This is a genomic window from Buttiauxella sp. AC038, from assembly GCF_979253565.1.
Map to the genome: position 1 here is coordinate 2,067,238 of NZ_CEEDCQ010000001.1, position 26,176 is coordinate 2,093,413.

Sequence of the window (26,176 nt, forward strand, 5' to 3'; positions counted from 1 at the left end):
GTCGCTATTACTAAAATAGTGAGTTTTGCTTTGGAATCGCCGGTTCATTGCCCAATGCCGGAAAAGCCTGTTGCAAACCCGGCCATAGCGTATGAACCAGGTCTTGCACCAGGCCGATATCCGGGGTGTGTAAAAAGAGATATGGCGTGGTGGTTTGTTCCCACTTGGGCAAGGTTTTCATCCAGGCGCTAAAGAACGCCAGATTCTGCTCCATATCGTCGCTGCCGATAAATCGCACCAGTGGATTTTTGGCCGTCACGAGTGCGTGAACCGGAACCACCGGCTTTTTGCGTTGCGCTTCACGAATGGCTTCGTTGTGTGGTTTGGCGCTGTGAACCGGGCGACTATCAAGAATCACGCGATTGACGCCGCGCTCGTGCAGTCCACGATTAAGCGCTTGCTCATCGGGACTTTTATCGAAGAAAGAAAGGTGGCGAACTTCAACGCCATAAGTAAATTCTTTGGGCAACGAATCGAGGAAATTCCACAGCGCCGGTAAATCAGTTGGCCCAAATGCAGCGGGAAGCTGTAGCCAGTATTGCCCGATGCGGTTCGCCAGGGGGACATACGGTCGAGAAATTCCGCCGTCAAATCTCCACACTGGCGTAAGGCCGCATGGTGGGAAATCGTCGCCGGGAATTTAAAGCAGAAGCGGAAATCGTCATCAGTCATATCGCGCCAGCGCGACACAATCTCCGCTTTAGGTAGTGCATAAAGCGTGGTGTTGCCTTCCACACAATTAAAATGGCGAGCGTAATCTTCAAGAGAAGTTATGCCAAGGCGCACCCAATGAGGATGCGACCATTGCGGAAGGCCAATGTAGATCACAGCGCTGCAAGGACCTCGTCAGTGCTACGAACACGTCCTATACGCGGGAAGATATTCGTCATGCTGCCCTGGTGTTGTTCGCTGCTGGCCGCACTACAGGCATCTTCGGCAACGACCAGGTTAAAGCCCAGTTCCCAGGCGTTACGGGCGGTTGATTCCACACCGATATTGGTAGAAATACCGCACAGTACAATGGTATCAATACCACGGCGGCGCAATTGAAGTTCTAAATCCGTGCCGTAGAATGCGCCCCACTGGCGTTTAGTGACCTCAATATCACTCTCTTTTTTACCCAGTGCTTGCGGATAAACCCACCAGTTTTCAGGCAGCGCATGTGCACCTGCTTGTGCATCTACGGGCTGCTTGAGTGCTTCAGCAAAATCTTTTGACCATCCAACGCGCACCATAATAACGGGGGCACCATTGGCACGGAATTTTTCAGCAAGCTTTGCTGAACGAGCCACCACATCCTGTGCACTGTGCGGGCCGCCTGCAAACGGCAGGATCCCTTCCTGCAAATCAATGATTACCAGCGCGGTTCGTGAAGTATTCAGTTCTAACATTGGGTGACTCCGGGGAAAAATAAGGTGATCGGCTAATACCTTACGATGAAACCAGGGGCCGATAGTTTACAAATTTTGTTAATTTTTGTGAGTTTTACCAGAACATGGCGCTTTCAAACACGCCAGTCAGTCGTATCGGGCTTATCGCGGGGCATTATTTCCAGTATAATAACCCCCTTTTTTATCAATAGATGACAGACAGAAATAGTGGCCACCGTTGCAGGTAGTGGACAGTGAGCGGCTAATTTAAGGGATATCTCATGCGTACAGTATATTGCGGGCAGCTAAATCAATCCCATGTGGGACAACAAGTAACACTGTGTGGTTGGGTCAATCGTCGTCGTGACCTCGGTAGCCTTATCTTTATTGATATGCGCGATCGCGAAGGCATCGTGCAGGTGTTTTTCGACCCTGATCGTCAGGACGCGTTCCAGTTGGCATCTGAACTGCGTAATGAGTTCTGCATCCAAATCACCGGTACTGTTCGTCCGCGTGATGAGAAAAACATCAACAAAGATATGGCTACCGGTGCTGTGGAAGTTTTCGCAACCGACCTGACCATCATCAACCGTTCTGAAGCGCTGCCGCTGGATTCAAACCACGTCAACACTGAAGAAGCGCGTCTGAAATTCCGTTACCTGGACCTGCGACGCCCGGAAATGGCAAACCGCCTGAAAACGCGTGCGAAAATCACCAGCTTCGTGCGCCGCTTTATGGATGACCACGGTTTCCTGGATATTGAAACCCCAATGCTGACCAAAGCCACACCGGAAGGTGCGCGTGACTACCTGGTGCCGAGCCGTGTGCATAAAGGTAAATTCTACGCGTTGCCACAGTCCCCACAGCTGTTCAAACAGCTGCTGATGATGTCTGGCTTTGACCGTTACTATCAGATTGTTAAGTGCTTCCGTGACGAAGACTTGCGTGCTGATCGTCAGCCAGAATTTACCCAGATCGACGTTGAAACCTCCTTCATGTCTGCACCACAAGTGCGTGAAGTGATGGAAAAACTGGTTCGCGACCTGTGGCTTGATGTGAAAAGCGTTGACCTGGGCGATTTCCCGATCATGACTTTTGCTGAAGCGGAGCGTCGTTACGGTTCTGACAAACCAGACCTGCGTAACCCAATGGAACTGGTGGACGTTGCTGACCTGCTCAAAGACGTTGAGTTTAAAGTGTTCGCGGGCCCGGCAAATGATGCTAAAGGCCGTGTTGCTGCACTGCGAGTGCCAGGTGGCGCACAGTTAAGCCGTAAACAGATTGACGACTACGGCAAGTTCATTGAGATTTACGGCGCGAAAGGGCTGGCTTATATCAAAGTGAACGAGCGTGCTAAAGGCATTGAAGGCATCACCAGCCCGGTAGCTAAATTCCTGAATGCAGAAATCGTTGAAGCGATTCTGACCCGTACTGGCGCACAAGACGGCGACATGATCTTCTTCGGCGCAGACAACAAGAAAGTGGTTGCTGATGCGCTTGGCGCACTGCGTCTGAAAATCGGTAAAGATCTGAGCATCACCGATGAAAAAGCCTGGGCACCGCTGTGGGTTATCGACTTCCCAATGTTTGAAGACAATGGTGAAGGCGGCCTGACCGCAATGCACCACCCGTTCACCGCACCGAAAGATATGTCACCAGAAGAACTGGCGGCCGATCCGGAAGCAGCGGTTGCGAACGCATACGATATGGTTATCAACGGTTATGAAGTGGGCGGCGGTTCCGTGCGTATCCACAACGGTCAGATGCAGCAGACTGTGTTCGGCATTCTGGGTATCGCTGAAGAAGACCAGCGCGAGAAATTCGGCTTCCTGCTAGACGCCCTGAAATACGGTACACCACCGCATGCAGGCCTGGCATTTGGTCTGGATCGCCTGACTATGCTGTTGACCGGTACCGACAACATCCGTGATGTTATCGCGTTCCCTAAAACAACCGCAGCAGCGTGCCTGATGACTGAAGCACCAAGCTTTGCAAACCCAGCGTCTCTGACTGAGCTGGGCATAGAAGTGATTAAAAAAGTCAAAAATGACATTTCCCTCGAGAACGAGTGATATGGCCTTTAAGCGTCCCGTCTCGGTACTGATTGTGATTTTCGCTCAAGACACCGGACGGGTGCTCATGTTACAGCGGCGCGATGATCCTGATTTCTGGCAGTCGGTTACCGGCAGCATAGAAGAGGGTGAAACCGCGCTGTATGCTGCGCAGCGTGAAGTAAAGGAAGAGGTCGATATTGATGTTGTCTCAGAGCAACTGGCCTTGATTGACTGCCAACGCTGTGTGGAATTCGAGATTTTTACACATTTACGTCATCGCTATGCGCCGGGCATTACGCGCAATATGGAATATTGGTTCTGTCTTGCGCTGCCAAACGAACAGCCGATTACCATTTCGGAACATCTGGCATGGGAATGGACAGACGCACAAGCTGCGGCTGCTATGACCAAGTCGTGGAGCAACCGGCAAGCGATTGAAGAGTTTGTAATTAATGCTGCCGCAAGGTAGCCATTTTGGAGATATTTTTATGGCAGGTCATAGTAAGTGGGCCAACACAAAGCACCGCAAAGCTGCGCAAGATTCCAAACGCGGTAAAATTTTCACCAAAATTATCCGCGAGCTGGTAACCGCAGCCCGTTTGGGCGGTGGTGATCCGGGTTCTAACCCGCGTCTGCGTGCAGCCATTGATAAAGCGTTATCCAACAACATGACGCGTGACACCTTAAACCGTGCAATCGCACGTGGTGTGGGTGGTGATGAAGACGCCAACATGGAAACCATCATTTATGAAGGTTACGGTCCTGGTGGTTCAGCAGTCATGGTTGAATGCCTGAGTGATAACCGTAACCGTACCGTGGCTGAAGTACGTCACGCGTTCAACAAATGCGGTGGTAACCTGGGAACTGATGGCTCTGTTGCTTATCTGTTCACCAAAAAAGGCGTTATCTCTTATGCTCCCGGCAAAGACGAAGACACCTTGATGGAAGCCGCTCTTGAAGCTGGCGCTGAAGATGTTGTTGCATATGACGATGGCGCAATTGACGTGTTCACTGCCTGGGAAGAGATGGGTGCAGTACGTGATGCACTGGAAGCCGCAGGGCTTAAAGCAGACGAAGCCGAAGTTTCCATGATCCCATCTACCAAAGCAGATATGGACGCGGAAACTGCACCGAAACTGATGCGCCTTATCGACATGCTCGAAGACTGTGATGACGTGCAAGAGGTTTATCACAATGGTGAGATCTCTGACGAGGTTGCGGCAACCCTGTAATGGTGTTGTCTGAAACCGTACACCTGTTTACAGGAGACGCGTGATGGCGATTATTCTCGGCATCGACCCGGGGTCGCGCGTTACCGGTTATGGCGTCATTCGCCAAACTGGTCGGCAGCTTACCTATTTAGGTAGCGGCTGTATTCGTACTCAGGTTACCGACTTACCCTCGCGTTTGAAGCTTATCTACGCGGGGGTGAGCGAAATCATTACCCAGTTCCAGCCAGAATATTTTGCTATCGAGTCCGTGTTTATGGCAAAGAATGCCGACTCTGCACTGAAACTCGGTCAGGCGCGCGGTGCGGCCATTGTTGCCGCTGTAAACCATGATTTGCCGGTGTTTGAGTATGCGGCTCGTCAGGTTAAACAGACGGTTGTTGGCATCGGTAGTGCCGAGAAAAGCCAGGTTCAGCACATGGTACGCACTTTGTTGAAACTCTCTGCGAATCCACAAGCGGATGCTGCAGATGCTTTGGCTATCGCGATTACGCATTGCCATGTGACGCAGAACTCGATGCAGATGAGCGATACGCGGCTTAATCTGGCGCGGGGACGACTAAAATAAATATACCCTTCATACTTCAAGCTGTAGGTGCGTAGGCTGCTCTCGCTCACCCGAATCACTGACTTTAGTCAGCTCATCGGGATTCGTTTGTTTGCCGCCTTCCTACAACTCGAATTATTTTGGCTATAGGCTGGATATTTATCCAGCCTTTTTTATATGATAGGCAAAATTTTTTACGCAACAGTAGGGGAAGCAGTGTGATTGGACGACTCAGAGGCATCATCCTGGAAAAACAGCCACCGCTGGTATTGATGGAAGTGGGCGGCGTTGGATATGAAGTACACATGCCAATGACTTGCTTCTATGAATTACCGGAAATCGGCAAAGAAGCGGTGGTGTTTACCCAGTTTGTGGTGCGTGAAGACGCGCAACTGCTCTACGGTTTTAATAACAAACAAGAACGTACCCTGTTCCGCGAGCTGATCAAAGTGAATGGTGTTGGCCCGAAACTTGCGCTGGCTATCCTCTCTGGTATGTCGGCACAGCAGTTCGTTAATGCTGTTGAACGCGAAGAAATTGGCTCATTAGTTAAGTTGCCAGGTGTTGGTAAAAAGACTGCTGAGCGTTTGATTGTCGAAATGAAAGACCGCTTTAAAGGAATGCATGGCGACCTGTTTACTCCGGCGTCAGATTTGGTGCTGACCGCTCCAGAAAGTGGCGCAACAGATGACGCCGAATCAGAAGCTGTTGCGGCGCTAGTATCGCTGGGCTATAAACCACAAGAAGCCAGCCGCATGATTAGCAAAGTCGGCAAAGCCGGTGCCGATTGTGAAACCCTGATCCGCGAAGCATTACGCGCAGCACTTTAAAGCCCCTGAGGTAGATGAAGGATGATTGAAGCAGACCGTCTGGTTTCGCCAGATACTATCACCCCTGATGAGTTAATCGACCGCGCGATTCGCCCGCGTTTTCTGGCGGATTATGTCGGCCAGCCGCAGGTTACATCGCAAATGGAAATTTTCATCCAGGCGGCGAAACTGCGTGGGGATGCGCTCGATCATCTGTTAATTTTTGGCCCACCAGGGTTGGGTAAAACCACACTGGCGAATATCGTTGCCAACGAAATGGGCGTGAACCTGCGAACCACTTCTGGTCCTGTGCTGGAAAAAGCAGGGGATTTGGCGGCGATGCTGACCAACCTTGAACCGCATGACGTGTTGTTCATTGATGAAATCCACCGCCTTTCACCGGTTGTCGAAGAAGTGCTTTACCCGGCAATGGAAGATTACCAACTCGATATCATGATTGGTGAAGGCCCGGCCGCACGCTCAATCAAAATTGATTTGCCACCCTTTACTCTGATTGGCGCAACTACCCGTGCCGGTTCTCTGACATCTCCACTGCGTGACCGTTTCGGCATTGTGCAACGCCTTGAGTTTTATCAGGTCGCTGATTTGCAGCACATTGTTGGCCGCAGCGCGAGCGTGCTGGGTCTGGAAATGAGCGAGGAGGGCGCGTTAGAAGTGGCGCGTCGTGCGCGTGGGACACCACGTATCGCCAACCGTCTGCTGCGTCGTGTGCGTGACTTTTCGGAAGTCAGACATGATGGCACCATTAATGGTGACATAGCGTCGCAAGCACTGGATATGCTCAACGTTGATACCGAAGGGTTTGACTATATGGACCGCAAGTTATTGCTGGCGGTGATAGACAAATTCCTTGGCGGCCCGGTCGGGTTGGACAACCTCGCGGCTGCAATTGGTGAGGAGAGGGAAACGATTGAAGATGTGCTGGAACCCTTCCTGATTCAGCAGGGCTTCCTGCAACGTACTCCACGTGGGCGTATCGCAACGCCAAGAGCCTGGACTCACTTTGGGATTGTGCCGCCAGACGCATAGCAGTGAGTAAAACGGCGGATGGTGTTCGTGCTAATCCGCCTTGAGGATTTATAGGTTGGATAAGCGCAAGCGCCATCCAACACTATCTTAAGCAGGCTGCTTCTTTGCCATACTCAGAATAAACAACACCGCTGAACTGAGTACCACAGAAGGCCCGGCAGGTGTGTCATAGAATGCGGAGAACGTTAGCCCGCCCGTCACTGAAAGCATGCCGATAATCACAGCAAAACCTGCCATTTGTTCAGGTGTACGCGCAAAGCGACGCGCTGTTGCCGCAGGAATAATCAGCAGTGAGGTGATAATCAGTGCACCAACAAATTTCATCGCCACACCAATAGTCAGTGCGGTCACCAGCATAAGTAGCATCTTCACGCGTTGTAGGTTTACGCCGTCAACATGAGCAAGATCAGGGCTGATGGTCATCGACAACAGATTTCGCCATTGCCAAAGCAGCACGCCAACGACCACGGCAACACCCAGACCAATAGAGATAATATCGGGCATCGTGACTGAAAGCAGATCGCCAAACAGATACGCCATTAAATCGACACGAACGTTAGACATCAAACTGACTACGACCAGACCCAGTGACAACGCGCTGTGAGCCATTATTCCAAGTAAGGTATCTAACGCCAGATGTGGACGTTTTTCGAGCCACACCAGACCTAACGCCAGCATCAAGGTGACCGCAATCACGGCATAAAATGGGTTTACATTGAGCAGCAGGCCGAAAGCGACGCCTAATAAAGAAGCGTGGGCGAGGGTATCACCAAAGTAGGACATCCGACGCCAGACAACGAATGAGCCGAGCGGGCCAGCAGCGCATGCCAGCAAAATCCCGGCAAGCCAGCCGGGCAACAACAATTCAATCATGACTGGCCATTCCCTCTGCGCAGAACGATACGTCCGGTAAGATCGTGACGATGATTATGGTGGTGGCGATAAATCCCTAACTGTTCAGCACCACGCGCACCAAACATCGAAATAAATTCCGGATGCATAGACACCACTTCTGGCGTGCCAGAACAGCAAATATGGTGATTCAGGCACAACACATCATCGGTTTTTGCCATCACCAAATGCAGGTCGTGTGAAACCATCATCACTGCGCAATTCAGCTCCTGACGCAGTTGATCAATCAGGTTATACAGAGCCAGTTGCCCGTTAACATCAACGCCCTGAGTCGGTTCGTCGAGCACCAATAACTGCGGCTGATTTAACAACGCACGGGCCAGCAGAACACGTTGGTTCTCGCCGCCAGAGAGTTTTTGCATCGGTGCTTCAATCAGATGGGCTGCCTGAACGCGTTTTAATGCGGGCAGGATATCGCTTTTTTTCACACCCGGACGCAGGCGCATAAACCGGCTAACGGTTAATGGCAGGGTGGCATCGAGGTGTAATTTTTGCGGCACATAACCAATTCGCAGGTCGCGGTCTCGCTTGATCACACCTTCATCAGGTGCTACCAGGCCCAGTACCACGCGGACAAGCGTTGATTTTCCTGCACCGTTTGGCCCAAGCAGCGTCAGAATGCGACCCGGTTTGAGATCGAGTGAAATATCAGACAGCACACGGCGTTGTCCGAAAGAAACAGAGATATTTTCCAGTGATACCAGATTTGTCATGACAATTTCAGGGGTTGCAGAAGTTAGCGGATGTTATAATATCACACATCTCATATTCATAACGATGAAAAGTCGCATTATGTTACATAAAAACTCATTTCTTTGCGCAGCTTTAACAACTGCTTTTCTGGGTGCCGCTGCTGTACCGGCACAGGCCGCTGTCGTTGCCTCTATTAAACCGTTAGGTTTTATTGCCGCAGCGATTGCTGATGGCGTCACACCGACTGAAGTTTTACTGCCAGATGGCGCTTCTGAGCATGATTATGCACTTCGTCCGTCTGATGTAAAACGCTTACAAAGCGCGGACTTAGTAGTGTGGGTCGGTCCAGAAATGGAAGCGTTCATGCAGAAGTCCGTTAGCCAATTAGCTGAACAAAAACAAGTGCAACTGGCCGCTTTGCCAGGCGTGCAACCCTTGCTAATGAAGGGGAGTGACGACGATGGTGATAGTCACGAAGGACATGACCATTCAGCCGAAAATAGTGACAAAGATCACCATCACGGTGAATACAACATGCATATTTGGCTTTCTCCAGAGGTGGCGCGCCTGTCAGCGGTTGCAATCCACGATAAATTAGTGGAACTTATGCCCCAAAATAGAGCCAAACTTGACGCCAACTTGCAAACTTTCGAGTTAGGATTAGCCAATATCGATAAGCAAGTTGGTAGCGTGCTCGCGCCCCTCAAAGGAAAAGGGTATTTCGTTTTTCACGACGCCTACGGCTACTTTGAAAAACATTACGGTCTAACGCCTCTTGGTCACTTTACCGTAAACCCAGAAATCCAACCTGGTGCGCAGCGTTTACATGACATCAAAACACTGTTGGTTGAGCAAAAAGCCGTGTGCGTTTTTGCTGAGCCGCAGTTCAGGCCAGCAGTAATTAATGCCGTAGCCCGTGGCACTAACGTTCGAAACGGAACGCTGGACCCACTGGGGATTGAAGTTAAGCTCGGCAAAAACAGCTATATGCAGTTTTTGAACGGGCTTGCGAACCAATATGCGAGCTGCCTGAAAGGAGATTAATGAGGAAGTGAATACGTGCAACAGATAGCCCGCTCTGTCGCCCTGGCATTCGACAATTTGTCCCGGCCCCACCGCGTTATGCTGGGGTCTCTTACAGTTCTTACACTTGCGGTCGCTGTCTGGCGACCGTACGTCTATCATCCTGAAGCCAGCCCCGTCATTAAAACCATTGAGCTTGAGAAAAACGAAATTCGTTCGTTACTCCCTGAAGCCAGTGAACCGCTAGATCAGTCTCCGGACGCAGAAGACGACACAATCCCGCAAGATGAGCTGGACGATAAAACTGCCGGTGAAACGGGTGTTCATGAATATGTCGTGTCGACAGGGGATACGCTCGGTAGCATCCTGAATCAGTATGGTATCGACATGGGCGATATCAGCCAACTCGCGACGGTAGATAAAGACCTGCGTAACCTGAAAATCGGCCAACAGATCTCCTGGACGTTAAACGACGATGGCGAACTTCAGCGCCTGACATGGGAAATGTCACGCCGCGAAACGCGCACATACGACCGTTCAGGCAGTACTTTCAAACTCAGCAGTGAAATGCAGCAAGGCGAATGGGTTAACAATGTGCTGAAAGGCACGGTTGGCAATAGTTTTGTAAGTAGTGCGAAAGATGCCGGATTGACCAGTGCCGAGATTAGCTCGGTTATCAAAGCCATGCAGTGGCAAATGGATTTCCGCAAACTGAAGAAAGGCGATGAGTTTTCTGTGCTGATGTCACGCGAAATGCTCGATGGCAAACGTGAACAAAGCCAATTGGTGGGTGTGCGCCTTCGCAGCAGTGGTAAAGATTACTACGCCATTCGTGCGGAAGACGGCAAATTCTATGACCGCAGCGGTTCCGGTCTTGCGAAAGGTTTTATGCGCTTCCCGACTGCAAAACAGTTCCGTATCTCGTCAAACTTTAATCCACGCCGTCTCAACCCGGTAACCGGGCGTGTGGCCCCGCACAAAGGTGTCGATTTTGCGATGCCGCAAGGTACTCCGGTGCTGGCTGTCGGTGATGGTGAAGTTGTTATGGCCAAACGCAGTGGTGCGGCAGGTTACTTTGTCGCTATCCGCCATGGTCGTACATATACCACTCGTTATATGCACCTGAAAAAGCTGTTGGTTCAGCCAGGGCAGAAAGTGAAACGTGGAGACCGTATCGCTCTCTCAGGTAATACCGGGCGTTCTACGGGGCCGCATTTGCATTATGAAGTGTGGGTTAACCAGCAGGCGGTAAATCCATTAACCGCGAAATTGCCTCGTACCGAGGGGCTGACAGGCTCGGATCGTAACGATTATCTGGCTCAAGTTCGTGAAGTCACACCGCAACTTAGCTTTAATTAATCCATCATTATGAAAAAAGCCGGTACTTTGTTGCCGGCTTTTTCTTTGTCTGATGGGCATTAGCCCGCTAAGATACTTACAAATTCATGTCATCAACGATTTGATGCTGTACTGAGAATATGCATGGAAAAAGCAAAAAAAAGTCACAGTGAGTTCATTCCTGAATTTCAAAAGGCCTTCTTGCATCCGAAATTTTGGGGCGCCTGGTTAGGCGTTGGCGCTTTCGCAGGGCTTGCAATGTTACCGCCGTCATTACGGGATCCGCTTTTGGGCAAAGTAGGGCGTATTGCCGGACGCTTGGGTAAAAGTGCGCGCCGTCGTGCACAAATAAACCTGCTGTATTGCTTCCCCGATATGCCGGAAGCTGAACGTGAAGCTGTTATTGATGAAATGTTTGCCACCGCTCCTCAGGCGATGGTGATGATGGCGGAGCTTGCGATTAAAGATCCGCAAAAAGTCATGCAGCGCGTTGACTGGCACGGTAAAGAGATTATCGATGAGCTCAAACAACGCGAAGAAAATGTCATCTTCCTCGTACCGCACGGCTGGGCTGTGGATATCCCTGCGATGCTGTTGGCGTCTCAAGGGCAGAAAATGGCGGCGATGTTCCACAATCAGGGCAACCCGCTATTTGATTACATGTGGAATACCGTGCGTCGCCGTTTTGGTGGCCGCCTGCATGCACGTAACGATGGGATTAAGCCGTTTATAAGCTCTGTGCGTCAGGGATATTGGGGTTATTATCTGCCAGACCAGGACCACGGTGCCGAGCACAGTGAATTTGTTGATTTCTTCGGGACATACAAAGCGACATTACCAGCGATTGGCCGCTTAATGAAAATATCGCGTGCGCGTGTTGTTCCGCTGTTCCCTGTTTATAACAGCAAGACGCATCGCCTGGATATTCATATTCGCCCGCCGATGGACGACCTGCTTAATGCAGACGACCACACCATTGCTCGGCGTATGAACGAAGAAGTGGAAATTTTGGTGGGTCCGAATCTTGAGCAATACACCTGGATACTGAAATTGCTTAAAACGCGTAAGGAAGGGGAGACTGAACCTTACCGCCGCAAAGAGTTGTATCCTAAGAAATAAAGAATAAGAAATAACAAAGGGGCCGATTGGCCCCTTTTGCATTTATGCTGTGAATGGATTACTCAACACACAGAATACGCGTGGTGTTGGTGGTACCAATGGTACTCATCACATCGCCCTGAGTGACGATAACCAAGTCGCCAGAAACAAGGTAACCTTTATCACGCAGCAGATTGACTGCATCGTTTGCAGCTGCAACACCGTCGCTTGGGCTATCAAAGAACACAGGCGTAACACCACGGTACAAAGAGGTGAGATTCAGCGTGCGCTCATGGCGAGACATAGCGAAGATTGGCAAACCGGAGCTGATACGTGAAGTCATCAGTGCGGTGCGGCCAGATTCAGTCATGGTGATGATTGCAGTAACACCTTTCAGGTGGTTTGCCGCGTACATCGCAGACATCGCAATCGCTTCTTCTGTGTTGTCAAACTGTACGTCCAGACGGTGCTTGGAAACGTTGATACTTGGGATTTTCTCAGCACCCAGGCAAACACGCGCCATCGCAGCAACGGTTTCAGCAGGGTATTGGCCCGCAGCCGTTTCAGCAGAAAGCATTACCGCGTCGGTACCGTCCAGCACGGCATTCGCCACGTCCATCACTTCAGCACGCGTTGGCATTGGGTTGGTAATCATCGACTCCATCATTTGAGTCGCGGTGATCACCGCACGGTTAAGCTTACGTGCACGACGAATCAGGGTTTTCTGAATACCGACCAACTCTGGGTCACCGATTTCAACACCCAGGTCACCACGGGCAACCATCACCACGTCTGATGCCAGAATCACGTCGTCCATTGCCTCTTCGCTGCAAACGGCTTCGGCACGTTCCACTTTAGCGACAATCTTCGCATCACAACCTGCTTCACGCGCCAGGCGGCGAGCGTAGTTCAGGTCTTCGCCACAACGTGGGAAGGAAACCGCCAGGTAATCAACGCCGATTTTCGCAGCCGTCAGAATATCGGCTTTGTCTTTATCTGTCAGCGCTTCAGCGGACAGGCCGCCACCCAGCTTGTTGATACCTTTGTTGTTCGACAGCGGGCCACCCACGGTGACTTCGGTGAACACTTTCATGCCTTGTACTTCGAGCACTTTTAACTGTACGCGGCCGTCATCAAGCAGCAGGATGTCACCGGTCACGACGTCAGCAGGCAGACCTTTATAGTCGATACCGACTTTTTCTTTGTCGCCTTCGCCTTTGCCCAGGTTGGCATCAAGCAAGAATTTGTCGCCGATGTTAAGGAAAACTTTACCTTCTTTGAAGGTAGAAACACGAATTTTCGGCCCTTGCAGATCGCCCAGAATAGCGACATGACGCCCCAGTTTCGCTGCAATTTCACGAACTTTATCGGCACGGATCTGATGATCTTCTGCGGTGCCGTGGGAAAAGTTCATACGCACCACGTTAGCGCCAGCTGCGATAATCTTTTCCAGATTATTGTCGCGATCTGTGGCCGGGCCTAAAGTGGTAACGATTTTGGTTCTACGTAGCCGTCTGGACATGTATTACTCCGTTGACTGAAACAACTTTGGTGTTGCGTTAACAAAAGATTCGGTAAATCAGCGTGCGTTGAAAACGCAAAGCAACAACTTAACCGAATGACCTAAAAAGTTACAGCTTTGTTATAAAAACTTACTTGTTCTCGCCAGAGACAAACAGCCCCTTATCAAAACGCGATTCCTTGAGCGCTTCTTTGACTCGCTTCAAGTTATCTCTGAATTTCGCACCACGACGCAAAGTAAAGCCTGTCGCCAGCACATCAATGACCGTGAGCTGTGCAAGCCGTGACACCATTGGCATATAGATATCAGTGTCTTCAGGGACATCGAGCAATAAAGAGAGTGTCGCTTCGCGGGCCAGCGGCGAGCCTTCTGAGGTTATCGCCAGTACAATGGCATCGTTTTCACGCGCCAATTGAGCGAGTTCAACCAGATTTTTAGTTCGCCCGGTATGCGAGATGAGTACAACGACATCTTCTTCACTACAATTCATGCAGCTCATGCGTTGTAAAACGACATCGTCGGAATAGATAACGGGCACATTAAAGCGAAAGAACTTATTCATTGCGTCATGTGCTACAGCGGCTGAAGAACCTAGACCGAAGAAAGCGATTTTCTTGGCCTGGGTGAGTAAATCCACAGCACGATTGACTGCTGCCATATCCAATGATTGCCGTACCTGGTCAAGGCTTGCCATAGCGGATTCGAAAATTTTGCCGGTATAAGCTTCAACGCTATCGTCTTCGTCAACATTCCGGTTTACATATGGAGTGCCATTCGCCAGACTTTGCGCTAAATGTAATTTAAAATCTGGAAAGCCTTTGGTTTCAAGGCGGCGGCAAAAGCGGTTGACTGTCGGTTCGCTGACATCGGCACTGCGGGCAAGGGTTGCAATGCTTGAGTGAATGGCATCTTGTGGTGCGGTAAGAATCACTTCTGCGACTTTACGTTCTGATTTGCTAAGGTGTTCCAGTTGAGACTGGATTTTGTCCAGCATATTCATAGGTGTCCGGCATTCATGGATTTTATCGATTTCAACAAATGGAGAAATCGTGACGCGATTTAGCAAGAATATACGCTTGCCCATTAGTGATTGGACAAGTTAATCGATGTAAGGATGTTGTTTTTTTTCATAACATGATCAGTGTCTAACTTTCGACATGATATACATCAACAACGAAACTTCGAAAAATTCGATTTATTGCCGTGAAATGGCACTGGCGGCCAAATCTTGCCCATGAATGCGATCAAATAATGGCTGAAGACTTACCTGAACTCAGCAAAAGCAGTACATTATTCTGTAATTAAATTACACACGGGCCGGAGTTAACCTCCCGAAATAATTCGAGTTGCAGGTAGGCGGCAAAAGAGCACATTCCAGGAGCTTACTTGAGTAAGTGACTGGGATGTGTGAGTGCAGCCAACACCCCTGCAGCTTGAAGCATGATGGGAGAGCCCGGACATCCGAAACGAGGAGAAAAGACATGGCGGTAACACAGACAGCTCAGGCATGTGACCTGGTGATTTTCGGCGCAAAGGGCGACCTTGCGCGTCGGAAACTTCTGCCATCCCTGTATCAACTGGAGAAGGCAGGGCAGATCCACCCGGAGACGCGCATCCTGGGCGTGGGCCGCGCAGACTGGGATAAAGAGGCTTATACCAAAGTAGTGCGCGAAGCGATCGAAACCTTTATGAAGGAAAAGATCGACGAAAGCCTGTGGGATAAATTGAGCAGCCGTCTCGATTTTTGCAACCTGGATGTTAACGATACTGCAGCCTTTACCAAACTCGGTAAAATGCTCGATCAGCAAAATCGCGTCACCATCAACTACTTTGCTATGCCACCGAATACTTTTGGCGCAATCTGCAAAGGTCTGGGCAAGGCGAAACTCAACGCTAAACCTGCTCGTGTTGTGATGGAAAAACCGCTTGGCACCTCGCTTGCGACTTCCCAGGAAATCAACGACCAGGTTGGCGAGTATTTTGAAGAGTGCCAGGTCTATCGTATCGACCACTATTTAGGTAAAGAGACGGTACTGAACCTGCTGGCGTTGCGTTTTGCAAACTCCCTGTTTGCCAATAACTGGGATAACAAAACCATAGATCATGTGGAAATCACGGTAGCGGAAGAAGTGGGTATCGAAGGGCGCTGGGGTTACTTTGACCAGGCCGGGCAGATGCGCGACATGATTCAAAACCACTTGCTGCAAATTCTGTGCATGATTGCCATGTCTCCACCGTCCGATCTCACCGCCGACCATATTCGCGATGAAAAAGTAAAAGTACTGCAATCCTTGCGCCGTATCGACCGCAGCAATGTGCGCGAGAAAACGGTCCGTGGCCAGTACACCGCAGGCTTTGCGCAGGGTAAAAAAGTCCCGGGTTACCTGGAAGAAGAAGGTGCGAACAAAAGCAGTAGCACCGAGACCTTTGTCGCCATTCGTGTCGATATTGATAACTGGCGCTGGGCAGGAGTCCCGTTCTACCTGCGTACCGGTAAACGTCTGCCAACCAAGTGCTCTGAAGTCGTGGTCTATTTCAAAAGCCCACCATTGAACTTGTTCAAAGACTCCTGGCAAGATTTGCCACAGAACAAGCTCACCATCCGTTTGCAACCGGACGAAGGTGTGGATATTCAGGTGCTCAACAAAGTGCCAGGGCTTGAACACAAGCACAACCTGCAAACCACTAAGCTTGATCTGAGCTACTCCGAAACCTTCAACGAGTCACATTTGGCAGATGCTTACGAGCGCCTGTTGCTGGAAACCATGCGTGGGATTCAGGCACTGTTCGTGCGTCGTGATGAAGTGGAAGAAGCGTGGAAGTGGGTAGATTCCATCACCGAGGCTTGGGCCGCGGACAACGATGCACCTAAACCTTATCAGGCTGGAACCTGGGGACCGGTTGCCTCAGTGGCAATGATCACCCGTGATGGGCGTTCGTGGAACGAGTTCGAATAAATCTCCGTCATCCTTCGAGTTGCCTCTTTGTTGGCTTTCCTCGCTCACCCCAGTCACTTACTTGTGTAAGCTCCTGGGGATTCGCTGCGTCGCCGCCTCAATGCAACTCGAATGATTTAGGAGATTAAACTCCTCGGATTTTGCAAAAATCGTGTAACAAATGATTCATATTTTACCGGTAACATGATCTAACACCAAAGTGGTGCAAATTTTTTAATTTAAAAGCCCTGACTGGATTCACCAGCAGGGCTTTTTTATTTACACTAGCTGAAGCGATTTTGCCCTGATGGTACGGATTGCCGCCTCACGAGAAGAGAAAAGAGCCGGTAACGTCGACCACCTGCCCACAGCGACGGCAGCCACTTTATGAGGACTTGTTATGAATCCTAATTTGTTACGCGTAACACAACGCATCGTTGAACGCTCCCGCCAAACCCGTGAAGCCTACCTGGCACGGATTGAAAAAGCGAAGTCGAACACCGTACATCGCTCTGAATTAGCGTGTGGCAATCTGGCACACGGTTTTGCCGCCTGCCAGCCAGAAGATAAAGCCGCGCTGAAAAGCATGCTGCGTAACAACATTGCGATCATTACGTCCTATAACGACATGCTTTCCGCGCACCAGCCGTATGAGCATTACCCTGACCAGATTCGTAAAGCGCTGCATTCCGTTGGCGCGGTAGGGCAAGTTGCAGGTGGGGTTCCGGCCATGTGTGATGGCGTGACGCAGGGACAGGATGGCATGGAACTGTCATTGCTCAGCCGCGAAATTATTGCGATGTCTACGGCAATTGGCCTGTCTCACAATATGTTCGATGGTGCACTGTACCTCGGCGTGTGTGACAAAATCGTCCCGGGCTTAACCATGGCGGCGTTGTCATTTGGTCATCTGCCTGCGGTATTTGTGCCATCAGGTCCAATGGCTAGCGGTTTACCGAATAAAGAAAAAGTACGTATTCGCCAACTTTATGCTGAAGGCAAAGTGGATCGCATCGCGCTTCTGGAATCTGAGGCTGCTTCTTACCACGCACCGGGTACTTGTACATTCTACGGTACTGCCAATACCAACCAGATGGTAGTTGAGTTCATGGGTATGCAGTTGCCAGGCTCTTCATTTGTTCACCCGGATGCCCCTCTGCGCCATGAATTGACTGCCGCGGCAGCACGGCAGGTGACGCGTCTGACCGGAAACGGCAACGAGTGGATGCCGATCGGCAAAATGATTGATGAAAAAGTGGTCGTGAACGGCATTGTTGCTTTGCTTGCGACAGGCGGCTCCACCAACCACACTATGCACCTGGTGGCGATGGCGCGTGCGGCGGGGATTATCATCAACTGGGATGATTTCTCTGACCTCTCTGATGTGGTGCCATTATTGGCTCGCCTGTATCCGAATGGCCCTGCGGACATTAACCACTTCCAGGCGGCGGGCGGCGTGCCGGTATTGATGCGCGAATTGCTCAAAGGCGGTTTGCTGCATGAAGATGTCAACACCGTTGCGGGCTTTGGTCTGCATCACTACACCATGGAACCGTGGCTGGATAACGGTCAGTTGGCATGGCGTGAAGGCGCAACAACCGCGCTCGATACTGATGTTATCGCGACCTTCGAAAAACCTTTCTCTAAACATGGCGGCACGAAAGTCCTCAGCGGTAATCTGGGTCGTGCGGTAATGAAAACCTCTGCGGTGCCAGTAGAAAACCAAATTATTGAAGCGCCTGCGGTCATTTTCGAAAGCCAGCACGACGTTTTACCGGCTTTCGAAGCAGGCCATCTTGACCGTGATTGCGTGGTTGTTGTCCGCCATCAAGGGCCAAAAGCTAACGGCATGCCAGAATTACATAAACTTATGCCGCCACTTGGGGTATTATTGGACCGCTGTTTCAAAATAGCGTTAGTCACTGATGGACGGCTGTCGGGCGCTTCAGGTAAGGTGCCCTCTGCCATCCATGTTACCCCAGAAGCTTATGATGGTGGGCTACTGGCAAAAGTCCGGGATGGCGATATGATTCGCGTCAACGGGCAAACGGGTGAACTGACATTGCTGGTCGATGATGCCGAGCTGGAAAAACGCACTGCATACCACCCGGATCTCAGCGCGGATCGTGTTGGAACCGGCCGTGAACTATTTAGCGCGTTACGCGAGCAGTTATCTGGCGCGGAACAGGGCGCGACCTGCATTAAATTTTAAGGACCGGAGGCAGCACTTGCTGCGCTGGAAACGAATTATAAAGTTGGTTGAAGAGGCTTGAGATGAAAAACTGGAAAACTACTGCGGAACAGATCCTGAAAACAGGACCGGTTGTCCCGGTTATCGTAATTAACAAACTGGAACACGCAGTACCAATGGCTAAAGCATTAGTTGCTGGCGGCGTGCGCGTTCTGGAAGTGACTCTGCGTACTCCATGCGCAATGGACGCAATCCGTGCAATCGCTAAAGAAGTACCAGAAGCGATTATTGGTGCGGGTACCGTACTGAACCCAGAGCAACTGGCAGAAGTGACCGCAGCTGGCGCGCAGTTCGCCATCAGCCCAGGTCTGACCGAGCCACTGCTGAAAGCAGCAACCGAAGGCTCCATTCCATTGATCCCAGGTATCAGCACTGTTTCTGAACTGATGCTGGGTCTGGACTACGGCTTGAAAGAATTCAAATTCTTCCCGGCTGAAGCAAATGGCGGCACCAAAGCGCTGCAAGCTATCGCAGGTCCATTCTCTCAGGTTCGTTTCTGCCCAACTGGCGGTATCACACCGGCTAACTACCGTGACTACCTGGCGCTGAAAAGCGTGCTGTGTATCGGTGGTTCATGGTTGGTTCCGGCTGACGCGCTGGAAGCTGGCGATTACGATCGTATTACTACTCTCGCCCGTGAAGCTGTCGAAGGCGCGAAATAACACGTCATCCTTCGAGCCGTAGATGCGTTGGCTACGTTCACTCACCCCGGTTACATAGTTATCTATACTCCCGGGGATTCGTTCTCTTGCCGCCTTCCTACGACTCGAATGATTCGTGTTATTGAATCCCTGCTCAGATGAGCGGGGATTTTTTTATCCTTTGACGATTATGGCTTTGGTTGCAGCGATAGCACGTGCAATGGCATCTTCCACGCTGGAACCCGTTGCCAGTGCCACACCCATTCGGCGTTTACCGTTAATCTCAGGCTTACCGAACAGACGCACTTGCAAACCTGCGCCCACTGCGGCACCCACATTGCCGAAGTGCACGTTGTCGCTGCTCAATTCTGGAAGGATCACCGCAGAAGCTGCCGGGCCGTACTGGCGAATGTCACCAATCGGCAAGCCGAGGAAAGCGCGGACGTGCAATGCAAACTCGGAAACGTCCTGAGAAATCATCGTCACCATGCCGGTGTCGTGCGGGCGAGGGGAGACTTCACTAAAAATAACCTCATCGCCACACACGAAAAGTTCGACGCCAAACAAACCGTAACCCCCCAACGCTTTCACCACTTTTTCAGCAATTTCTTGCGCACGGGCAAGAGCGGCATCGCTCATTTGTTGCGGCTGCCAGGATTCGCGATAGTCACCGTCTTCCTGGCGGTGGCCGATTGGGGCACAGAAATGCACGCCATCGACAGCACTAATCGTCAGCAGGGTGATTTCAAAATCGAAATTCACCACACCTTCGACAATAACTTTGCCTTTACCTGCGCGACCGCCTTCCTGAGCGTACTCCCACGCTTTCGCTAACTGGTCGGCTGTACGAATAAAACTTTGCCCTTTGCCGGAAGAACTCATCACCGGTTTAACGATGCAAGGCAGGCCGATTTCTTCAACTGCCTGTAAAAATGCAGCTTCGTTATCGGCAAAGCGGAAGCTGGAGGTCGGCAGAGCGAGTTCTTCTGCGGCCAGGCGGCGAATACCTTCGCGGTTCATGGTCAGTTGGGTTGCGCGCGCGCAAGGCACCACGCACTGACCTTGCTGCTCAAGCTCAACCAGCATGTCTGTTGCGATCGCTTCAATTTCGGGAACGATGAAATCCGGCATTTCTACGGAAACCAGTTTTTTAAGCTCGGCACCGTCCAGCATATTGATGACATGGCTGCGGTGAGCAACATGCATAGCGGGGGCATCGGCGTAGCGGTCTACTGCGATAACTTCCAGACCAAGACGCTGGCATTCAATCGCCACTTCTTTTCCTAATTCGCCTGATCCTAACAACATAACTCGTGTAGCTGATGGACGAAGCGCTGTTCCCAAAATTGACATAATCTGTATACCCGAACGGAGAAAATAGACCGGCGGATTATAAACGAAAACGTTTGCGTACGCAGCGATTTTCCCACTTGCGATACAGGGGCAATATCATTACACTGTTTAAATAAACAGTTAAACCGGAGCTGCAAAATGGCGGTTGAAATCAAATACGTTGTTGTACGAGAGGGGCAAGAAAAAATGTCTTTTGCCAGTAAAAAAGATGCAGACGCCTACGACAAAATGCTCGATCTGGCAGAAGTGTTGAGCGAGTGGCTCGTACACAGCCCTGTTGCTTTCGAAGAAGGGCAAAGCGATGTGCTGGCTATGTGGATGGCAGAAAACAAAGACGTGCTTTCCAGCGTGCTGAAAAGCGGTAAATTGCCGGACCTTGAAAGTACTGAAACTGCCGGTGAAGCCGCAGATGAAGCCGATAACGCTGAAGAGTCTGTTGCAGACGATAAAGTGGCTGAACACCCGCGTAAACGCACTAAAGCTGCATAAGTTTTATCGCGTCGGGTTACCGGCGCGGTTCTTTTCTCATCTTTAGCCTAATCAGACACTTCTTGACAGCCTTTGGCTTAACCTCAGATGTTAAGTTCTCACAAAGGGTGTCTCTAATGAGCAATTGGTTACAGCAGCTTCAGTCTATGCTGGGGCAAGCGACGCAATCCATCCAGAATCACACTGGTCAGAATCAATCCTCACAAACTCCTCAGGGAAACAATTCTCAGGGGCTGAGTAAGTTACTGGTGCCTGGCGCACTGGGCGGGTTAGCGGGCTTGCTGCTGGCGAGCAAATCGTCACGGAAACTACTGACAAAGTACGGCACCAGCGCGTTATTGGTCGGTGGTGGTGCGGTTGCGGGAAGCGTACTGTGGAACAAATATAAAGACCGAGTGCGTGAAGCCCATCAGGGTGAGCCGCAGTTTGGGCAGCAAACTTCGCCTGTCGATGTTCGTACGGAGCGCCTGATTACCGCTTTGGTTTTCGCGGCTAAAAGCGATGGTCATATTGATGATAAAGAGCGTCAGATTATCGAGCAGCAACTACGTGATGCCGGTATCGAAGGGCCGGGGCGTAATCTAATTCAGCAAGCTATCGATCAACCTCTTGATCCGCAACGCCTCGTCGAAGGCGTTAATAATGAAGAAGAAGCGCTGGAGCTTTACTTCCTGAGCTGTGCTGCAATCGACATCGACCACTTTATGGAGCGCAGTTATCTCAATGCGCTCGGCGATGCGCTAAAAATTCCTCAGGATGTACGCGAAGGCATCGAACAAGATATTCAGCAGCAGAAACTAAATCTGCCGGGTTAATCCCGGCATTTTCCCTAAAATCCCACGTTACGCTTGCAAGGCTGTCTGAATTTGCCACCCTTACAGGGTGTTAACTCAAAAAGAAAAATGACATGCCACCAAAAGCAAAAAAAATCCCCCACTCCATGACCATGCATGGTGACACCCGCATCGATAACTATTACTGGCTGCGCGATGATGAGCGTTCTGATGCACAGGTGCTTGATTATCTTCATCAGGAGAATGACTACGGTCATCAGATCATGAGTACGCAGCAGGCATTGCAAGAACGCCTGCTCAAAGAGATGATCGACCGTATCCCCCAGCGTGATATTTCCGCACCTTACACGCAAAATGGCTATCGCTATCGCCAGATTTTCGAAACCGGTAATGAATATGCTATTTATCAGCGTCAGTCTGTAGTGTCGGAGGAGTGGGAAGAGTGGAGCACGCTGGTAGATGGTAATCGCCGAGCTGCCCATAGCGAGTTTTACACCATGGGCGGCATGAGTATTACGCCTGATAACACCGTCATGGCACTGGCTGAAGATTTTCTTTCTCGTCGCCAGTACGGCTTGCGTTTCCGAAATCTGGAAAGCGGGAACTGGTACCCGGAAGTGCTAGATAATGTCGAAAGTAGTTTTGTCTGGGCGAATGATTCCGCCACGCTTTATTACGTCCGCAAGCATCCCAAAACGTTATTGCCGTATCAGGTCTGGCGCCACACGGTGGGGCATCCATCCTCCGAAGATGAATTAGTCTACGAAGAAAAAGACGAAATGTTTTATGTCAGTGTGCATAAAACCACGTCGAAACACTTCGTTCTAATTTATCTCAGCAGTGCTACCACCAGCGAAGTACTGTTGCTGGATGCAGAGCTAGTAGATGCGCAACCGCAAAGCTTTTTGCCACGCCGCAAAGATCACGAATATACCCTCGATCACTTCCAACATAATTTCTATCTGCGCTCGAATCGGGCAGGTAAAAACTTTGGTTTGTACCGCACAAAAGTGCGTGATGAAAGCCAATGGGAAGAGCTGATTCCTCCGCGCGAAAATGTCATGCTGGAAGGCTTTACATTATTTACCGATTGGTTGGTCGTTGAGGAAAGGCAGCAAGGGCTGACCAGCTTACGCCAAATTAATCGCAAAACTCGAGAAGTGACGGGAATTGCTTTTGATGACCCTGCTTATGTCACCTGGCTTGGACATAACCCGGAACCGGGATCTTCTCGTCTGCGTTACGGTTACTCATCAATGACCACGCCAGATACATTGTTTGAGCTGGATATGGATACCGGCGAGCGGCGCGTGATTAAACAAACCGAAGTGGCGGGTTTTGATGCCAGCCATTACCGCAGCGAACATTTATGGGTCACGGTGCGTGATGGTGTGCAGGTGCCGGTTTCCCTGGTCTACCACCGCGACCACTTCCAACGAGGGAAAAACCCTTTGCTGGTATATGGCTATGGCTCTTACGGAAGCAGCATGGATGCGGATTTCAGCAGCAGCCGTTTAAGCCTGCTCGACCGAGGATTCGTCTATGCCATTGCACATGTACGAGGAGGTGGCGAACTCGGCCAGCAGTGGTATGAAGATGGTAAGTACCTGAAGAAAATGAACACCTTCAATGATTATCTGGATGTCTGTGATAGCTTGCTTAAACAGGGATACGGCAACGAAAACTTGCTCTATTCGATGGGCGGGAGTGCAGGTGGCTTACTGGTTGGGGCCGCAATTAATATGCGTCCAGAGCTCTTCCACGGTGTTGTTGCGCAGGTGCCATTTGTTGATGTGTTAACGACGATGCTCGATGAGTCCATTCCACTCACGACCGGCGAGTTTGAAGAGTGGGGGAATCCGCAAGACCCTGAGTATTACCACTACATCAAACATTACAGCCCGTACGATCAAATCACCGAACAAGCCTACCCGCACATGCTGGTGACCACCGGACTACATGATTCCCAGGTGCAATATTGGGAGCCTGCCAAGTGGGTCGCAAAGCTGCGTGAATTACGTAGCGATGATAATTTGCTCTTGCTATGTACTGATATGGACTCAGGGCATGGTGGGAAATCGGGCAGATTTAAATCTTACGAAGGCGTGGCTCTGGAGTTCGCTTTCTTGATAGCCCTGGCACAAGGAACTTTACCAGGGCGGGCGGGGTAGGTTGTTACTAATCCTCGAGATAATGCTTTAATGTCATTCTAAGATCCGGCGCTAATTCTTTGATGTTATTCAACATCCATCGTAAATAGCCCGGATCTTTATCTGCAATTTCTGCAATCGGTTCGCCGCGATATTTACCAAATGCCATGGTTTTCACAAGTGCGGGACGACCTGTAATGGTCACCATTTGGTCTGGCGTCCAGCCTGACTCATCCATAATGCGAATCAGTAAAGCAGCGGTGATATAGCAATCAAACAGCGCGCGGTGATGATGCAGCCCGGCAGGTGTTTCAACTTCCAGCTTGAGGGATTTATATAAACCCATATTGCTGTATTTGATACCTGGCCATAAACGACGCGCCAGTTTTACCGTGCAAATCCACTCGCTATCGGGCAGTTCAGGCAGCATGCGCTGGTCAAAACTGGCGTTATGAGCGACATAATATGGGCTGCCGTGATAGCGTGGAATAACATCCTCAATCCACGGTTTATCCGCGACCATCTCTTCGGTAATTTTGTGAATGGCCATCGCCTGGTAGCTAATAGGACGATCCGGGCGTACCAGGTCACTCATCGGATTAACAATCTTACCATTGACGATATCGACAGAGGCAACTTCTACCACGCCACCCTGTAGACCACAGGTTTCAGTATCAATAATGCGCAGCATATATACTCCATCAAGCCTTAGCGTATTTTATTAATGCGCTAGCGTAATGGAATGATTTCACCGTGCCAACCTTTTGCATCACGTCTTCCAACTGCGAGTAGCTCGCCATGATCGGCGCGAACAACTAATTCACCGCGATCGTCCCAACAAGCGCTACGTCCCGCAGACCGATATTTACCGGTAGAAAACGCGTGGTTAGCTAATAAAACGGGCAAATTGTATTTATGGGCCCAGCGTTGCAGATACATTTCATCTTTCTGGTAGCTGATTTCATTAATGAATTTCCCCGTGGCATAGAGACTTGCACCCATTTCAGCTGCACTACGCGGCCAGGTTTCTTCATCGCTGTCGGTGCTAAAACCCATTGCCACGCTACGGTTTTGCAAACCTACCAATGGCGTGTGTTGATCGGAGAGATCAATATCGCAGGATTGTGGTTTGCAACAGGCAACTCGGGAACCATCAGGCAAAAAACCCACTGATCCTGGAGATACACTTTGTTCACTGCGCAAGGGTAGACCCACGACAATAGTCATTTGGTGTTTTATGGCGGCAGCTTGCAAAGGATTCAGGCGTTCATCGGAGAAGGGAAGGGCGTAAACGTGATGGTTTTCAATGTTAAAACCGGTGAGTGAAAGTTCGGGGAAAATCAGCAGATCTATTCGTTCAGCAACCGCGCAGTGAACAAAATCTAAATGATGTGTGATATTCGCATCGAGGTCATCGGGTGTGGCGCCATACTGCGCCGCAGCAACATTCCAGACAGGCATACGTTCTTCCTTAATCAATCTACCCAACGGCCATCATCCTATGACCGCAACAAGTAATTCCTGTGTTTAGATATATAAACCGGGAAAAATCTTAACACCATTTTTGTCAGGAAGTTTAGTGTGGATAAGATTTATTTCACTTTAGGTTCGTACGGCAGTCTGGACAAATTGACTGAAGCCAGTCGATGAGCAGTCAGTCTTTCTCTGAACCAGTCACGCAAATGCGCCGGTTGCTCGCGTTCTACCACTTCAGCGATCACCGGCATATTGTAGCGTTCCTTAAATGCTACGCCAGCAGCCGCAAGATCGACGTTGATCTTATCCATTTCGTCCTGGGGTAATTCAGCAAGATTGTAATTCATATTGGCCTCCTATTTTTTGCCGCAAAGGTACTTGTTGATATCCGTGATGACAAGTTTTTACATTCAATGATAGCTGTTCTCATCTCGACTTAAC

24 protein-coding genes and 1 pseudogene are annotated in these 26,176 nt (G+C 50.4%); 15 read left to right on the forward strand and 10 right to left on the reverse strand.

The genetic code is table 11. The annotated features are described in order from the left end of the window. Window positions 1–10: 10 nt before the first annotated feature. A pseudogene (locus tag AC0IXI_RS09860) lies at window positions 11–828 on the reverse strand (DUF72 domain-containing protein). Then, entirely contained in the window at window positions 825–1,391 is a 567-nt protein-coding gene (locus AC0IXI_RS09865) for a hydrolase (protein WP_064511947.1), read from the reverse strand. Before AC0IXI_RS09865 ends, AC0IXI_RS09860 begins: the two are co-directional and overlap by 4 nt. Before the next feature lie 260 nt (window positions 1,392–1,651). Here AC0IXI_RS09865 and aspS point away from each other — a divergent pair, with 260 nt between their 5' ends. The 6 genes from aspS to ruvB all read left to right on the forward strand — a co-directional run bounded on the left by aspS (window position 1,652) and on the right by ruvB (window position 7,059). Continuing rightward, entirely contained in the window at window positions 1,652–3,442 is a 1,791-nt protein-coding gene (gene aspS / locus AC0IXI_RS09870; protein ID WP_413498834.1) for an aspartate--tRNA ligase, read from the forward strand. Then, window positions 3,417–3,893, forward strand: coding sequence for a dihydroneopterin triphosphate diphosphatase (nudB, locus tag AC0IXI_RS09875; protein WP_471682328.1), 477 nt, complete (start codon window positions 3,417–3,419; stop codon window positions 3,891–3,893). The genes aspS and nudB overlap by 26 nt, the downstream gene beginning before the upstream one ends. Before the next feature lie 19 nt (window positions 3,894–3,912). After that, the gene (locus tag AC0IXI_RS09880) at window positions 3,913–4,656 is read left to right on the forward strand and encodes a YebC/PmpR family DNA-binding transcriptional regulator (RefSeq protein ID WP_064512136.1); all 744 of its coding nucleotides are present in this window, start codon (window positions 3,913–3,915) and stop codon (window positions 4,654–4,656) included. Window positions 4,657–4,699: 43 nt separating this feature from the next. Beyond that, window positions 4,700–5,221 carry a crossover junction endodeoxyribonuclease RuvC gene (ruvC, locus tag AC0IXI_RS09885; protein ID WP_034455116.1) on the forward strand — a complete coding sequence of 174 codons (522 nt, stop codon included), beginning with the start codon at window positions 4,700–4,702 and terminating at the stop codon, window positions 5,219–5,221. A gap of 197 nt (window positions 5,222–5,418) precedes the next feature. Continuing rightward, window positions 5,419–6,030 (forward strand): Holliday junction branch migration protein RuvA, encoded by a 612-nt coding sequence (ruvA, locus tag AC0IXI_RS09890; protein WP_064511944.1) that lies wholly within the window; start codon window positions 5,419–5,421, stop codon window positions 6,028–6,030. 21 nt (window positions 6,031–6,051) lie between these two features. Beyond that, a complete protein-coding gene (ruvB, locus tag AC0IXI_RS09895; protein WP_064511943.1) occupies window positions 6,052–7,059 on the forward strand; it encodes a Holliday junction branch migration DNA helicase RuvB in 1,008 nt (335 codons plus the stop codon). A gap of 87 nt (window positions 7,060–7,146) precedes the next feature. On the opposite strand, the gene znuB is transcribed toward ruvB, so the two are convergent. After that, window positions 7,147–7,932, reverse strand: a complete 786-nt coding sequence (znuB, locus tag AC0IXI_RS09900) for a zinc ABC transporter permease subunit ZnuB (protein WP_471682329.1) — start codon at window positions 7,930–7,932, stop codon at window positions 7,147–7,149. Then, a complete protein-coding gene (znuC, locus tag AC0IXI_RS09905; RefSeq protein ID WP_064511941.1) occupies window positions 7,929–8,684 on the reverse strand; it encodes a zinc ABC transporter ATP-binding protein ZnuC in 756 nt (251 codons plus the stop codon). The genes znuB and znuC overlap by 4 nt, the downstream gene beginning before the upstream one ends. A gap of 79 nt (window positions 8,685–8,763) precedes the next feature. Here znuC and znuA point away from each other — a divergent pair, with 79 nt between their 5' ends. The 3 genes from znuA (at window position 8,764) to lpxM (ending at window position 12,144) form a co-directional block, all read left to right on the forward strand. Beyond that, window positions 8,764–9,708 carry a zinc ABC transporter substrate-binding protein ZnuA gene (gene znuA / locus AC0IXI_RS09910; RefSeq protein WP_471683221.1) on the forward strand — a complete coding sequence of 315 codons (945 nt, stop codon included), beginning with the start codon at window positions 8,764–8,766 and terminating at the stop codon, window positions 9,706–9,708. Window positions 9,709–9,723: 15 nt separating this feature from the next. After that, window positions 9,724–11,046, forward strand: a complete 1,323-nt coding sequence (gene mepM, locus AC0IXI_RS09915) for a murein DD-endopeptidase MepM (protein WP_074391971.1) — start codon at window positions 9,724–9,726, stop codon at window positions 11,044–11,046. 123 nt (window positions 11,047–11,169) lie between these two features. Next, window positions 11,170–12,144, forward strand: coding sequence for a lauroyl-Kdo(2)-lipid IV(A) myristoyltransferase (lpxM, locus tag AC0IXI_RS09920; RefSeq protein ID WP_064511939.1), 975 nt, complete (start codon window positions 11,170–11,172; stop codon window positions 12,142–12,144). A gap of 58 nt (window positions 12,145–12,202) precedes the next feature. On the opposite strand, the gene pyk is transcribed toward lpxM, so the two are convergent. Then, window positions 12,203–13,645, reverse strand: a complete 1,443-nt coding sequence (gene pyk, locus AC0IXI_RS09925) for a pyruvate kinase (RefSeq protein WP_064511938.1) — start codon at window positions 13,643–13,645, stop codon at window positions 12,203–12,205. 130 nt (window positions 13,646–13,775) lie between these two features. Then, window positions 13,776–14,645, reverse strand: coding sequence for a MurR/RpiR family transcriptional regulator (locus tag AC0IXI_RS09930; protein ID WP_064511937.1), 870 nt, complete (start codon window positions 14,643–14,645; stop codon window positions 13,776–13,778). Window positions 14,646–15,126: 481 nt separating this feature from the next. On the opposite strand from AC0IXI_RS09930, the gene zwf reads away from it, so the two are divergent. From zwf to AC0IXI_RS09945, 3 genes are all read left to right on the forward strand, one after another. Next, on the forward strand, window positions 15,127–16,602 hold the full coding sequence (gene zwf, locus AC0IXI_RS09935) for a glucose-6-phosphate dehydrogenase (protein WP_064511936.1): 1,476 nt from the start codon (window positions 15,127–15,129) through the stop codon (window positions 16,600–16,602). A gap of 379 nt (window positions 16,603–16,981) precedes the next feature. Continuing rightward, the gene (edd, locus tag AC0IXI_RS09940) at window positions 16,982–18,793 is read left to right on the forward strand and encodes a phosphogluconate dehydratase (protein ID WP_134186822.1); all 1,812 of its coding nucleotides are present in this window, start codon (window positions 16,982–16,984) and stop codon (window positions 18,791–18,793) included. A 62-nt stretch (window positions 18,794–18,855) separates the two neighbouring features. Beyond that, the gene (locus tag AC0IXI_RS09945; protein WP_064511934.1) at window positions 18,856–19,494 is read left to right on the forward strand and encodes a bifunctional 4-hydroxy-2-oxoglutarate aldolase/2-dehydro-3-deoxy-phosphogluconate aldolase; all 639 of its coding nucleotides are present in this window, start codon (window positions 18,856–18,858) and stop codon (window positions 19,492–19,494) included. 153 nt (window positions 19,495–19,647) lie between these two features. Here the strand turns inward: AC0IXI_RS09945 and purT are convergent, their stop codons facing one another. Further along, window positions 19,648–20,826, reverse strand: coding sequence for a formate-dependent phosphoribosylglycinamide formyltransferase (gene purT / locus AC0IXI_RS09950; protein WP_424221616.1), 1,179 nt, complete (start codon window positions 20,824–20,826; stop codon window positions 19,648–19,650). A 138-nt stretch (window positions 20,827–20,964) separates the two neighbouring features. Between purT and AC0IXI_RS09955 the strand changes: the two genes are divergently transcribed. The 3 genes from AC0IXI_RS09955 to ptrB all read left to right on the forward strand — a co-directional run bounded on the left by AC0IXI_RS09955 (window position 20,965) and on the right by ptrB (window position 24,280). Continuing rightward, window positions 20,965–21,315, forward strand: coding sequence for a YebG family protein (locus AC0IXI_RS09955; protein WP_413498838.1), 351 nt, complete (start codon window positions 20,965–20,967; stop codon window positions 21,313–21,315). Between the two features lie 116 nt (window positions 21,316–21,431). Beyond that, window positions 21,432–22,130, forward strand: a complete 699-nt coding sequence (locus AC0IXI_RS09960) for a tellurite resistance TerB family protein (RefSeq protein WP_064511931.1) — start codon at window positions 21,432–21,434, stop codon at window positions 22,128–22,130. 92 nt (window positions 22,131–22,222) lie between these two features. Further along, a complete protein-coding gene (gene ptrB / locus AC0IXI_RS09965) occupies window positions 22,223–24,280 on the forward strand; it encodes an oligopeptidase B (protein WP_413498840.1) in 2,058 nt (685 codons plus the stop codon). 7 nt (window positions 24,281–24,287) lie between these two features. On the opposite strand, the gene exoX is transcribed toward ptrB, so the two are convergent. From exoX to AC0IXI_RS09980, 3 genes are all read right to left on the reverse strand, one after another. Then, window positions 24,288–24,950, reverse strand: coding sequence for an exodeoxyribonuclease X (exoX, locus tag AC0IXI_RS09970; RefSeq protein WP_064511929.1), 663 nt, complete (start codon window positions 24,948–24,950; stop codon window positions 24,288–24,290). A 38-nt stretch (window positions 24,951–24,988) separates the two neighbouring features. Continuing rightward, window positions 24,989–25,720: a carbon-nitrogen hydrolase family protein gene (locus tag AC0IXI_RS09975; RefSeq protein WP_064511928.1), complete on the reverse strand. Its 732-nt coding sequence runs from the start codon at window positions 25,718–25,720 to the stop codon at window positions 24,989–24,991. A 131-nt stretch (window positions 25,721–25,851) separates the two neighbouring features. Next, window positions 25,852–26,082, reverse strand: a complete 231-nt coding sequence (locus AC0IXI_RS09980) for a DNA polymerase III subunit theta (protein ID WP_064511927.1) — start codon at window positions 26,080–26,082, stop codon at window positions 25,852–25,854. Between the last annotated feature and the right edge of the window lie 94 nt (window positions 26,083–26,176).

What these genes read in the sequence shown, in the direction of transcription:
- ruvB (WP_064511943.1), top strand. Translation starts at nt 6,052, where the DNA reads ATGATTGAAGCAGACCGTCTGGTTTCGCCAGATACTATCACCCCTGAT.
- edd (WP_134186822.1), top strand. Translation starts at nt 16,982, where the DNA reads ATGAATCCTAATTTGTTACGCGTAACACAACGCATCGTTGAACGCTCC.
- AC0IXI_RS09880 (WP_064512136.1), top strand. Translation starts at nt 3,913, where the DNA reads ATGGCAGGTCATAGTAAGTGGGCCAACACAAAGCACCGCAAAGCTGCG.
- ptrB (WP_413498840.1), top strand. Translation starts at nt 22,223, where the DNA reads ATGCCACCAAAAGCAAAAAAAATCCCCCACTCCATGACCATGCATGGT.
- znuB (WP_471682329.1), bottom strand. Translation starts at nt 7,932, where the DNA reads ATGATTGAATTGTTGTTGCCCGGCTGGCTTGCCGGGATTTTGCTGGCA.
- AC0IXI_RS09980 (WP_064511927.1), bottom strand. Translation starts at nt 26,082, where the DNA reads ATGAATTACAATCTTGCTGAATTACCCCAGGACGAAATGGATAAGATC.
- AC0IXI_RS09955 (WP_413498838.1), top strand. Translation starts at nt 20,965, where the DNA reads ATGGCGGTTGAAATCAAATACGTTGTTGTACGAGAGGGGCAAGAAAAA.
- aspS (WP_413498834.1), top strand. Translation starts at nt 1,652, where the DNA reads ATGCGTACAGTATATTGCGGGCAGCTAAATCAATCCCATGTGGGACAA.
- ruvC (WP_034455116.1), top strand. Translation starts at nt 4,700, where the DNA reads ATGGCGATTATTCTCGGCATCGACCCGGGGTCGCGCGTTACCGGTTAT.
- znuA (WP_471683221.1), top strand. Translation starts at nt 8,764, where the DNA reads ATGTTACATAAAAACTCATTTCTTTGCGCAGCTTTAACAACTGCTTTT.
- zwf (WP_064511936.1), top strand. Translation starts at nt 15,127, where the DNA reads ATGGCGGTAACACAGACAGCTCAGGCATGTGACCTGGTGATTTTCGGC.
- exoX (WP_064511929.1), bottom strand. Translation starts at nt 24,950, where the DNA reads ATGCTGCGCATTATTGATACTGAAACCTGTGGTCTACAGGGTGGCGTG.
- nudB (WP_471682328.1), top strand. Translation starts at nt 3,417, where the DNA reads ATGACATTTCCCTCGAGAACGAGTGATATGGCCTTTAAGCGTCCCGTC.
- purT (WP_424221616.1), bottom strand. Translation starts at nt 20,826, where the DNA reads ATGTCAATTTTGGGAACAGCGCTTCGTCCATCAGCTACACGAGTTATG.
- AC0IXI_RS09945 (WP_064511934.1), top strand. Translation starts at nt 18,856, where the DNA reads ATGAAAAACTGGAAAACTACTGCGGAACAGATCCTGAAAACAGGACCG.
- pyk (WP_064511938.1), bottom strand. Translation starts at nt 13,645, where the DNA reads ATGTCCAGACGGCTACGTAGAACCAAAATCGTTACCACTTTAGGCCCG.
- lpxM (WP_064511939.1), top strand. Translation starts at nt 11,170, where the DNA reads ATGGAAAAAGCAAAAAAAAGTCACAGTGAGTTCATTCCTGAATTTCAA.
- znuC (WP_064511941.1), bottom strand. Translation starts at nt 8,684, where the DNA reads ATGACAAATCTGGTATCACTGGAAAATATCTCTGTTTCTTTCGGACAA.
- AC0IXI_RS09975 (WP_064511928.1), bottom strand. Translation starts at nt 25,720, where the DNA reads ATGCCTGTCTGGAATGTTGCTGCGGCGCAGTATGGCGCCACACCCGAT.
- AC0IXI_RS09960 (WP_064511931.1), top strand. Translation starts at nt 21,432, where the DNA reads ATGAGCAATTGGTTACAGCAGCTTCAGTCTATGCTGGGGCAAGCGACG.
- AC0IXI_RS09930 (WP_064511937.1), bottom strand. Translation starts at nt 14,645, where the DNA reads ATGAATATGCTGGACAAAATCCAGTCTCAACTGGAACACCTTAGCAAA.
- AC0IXI_RS09865 (WP_064511947.1), bottom strand. Translation starts at nt 1,391, where the DNA reads ATGTTAGAACTGAATACTTCACGAACCGCGCTGGTAATCATTGATTTG.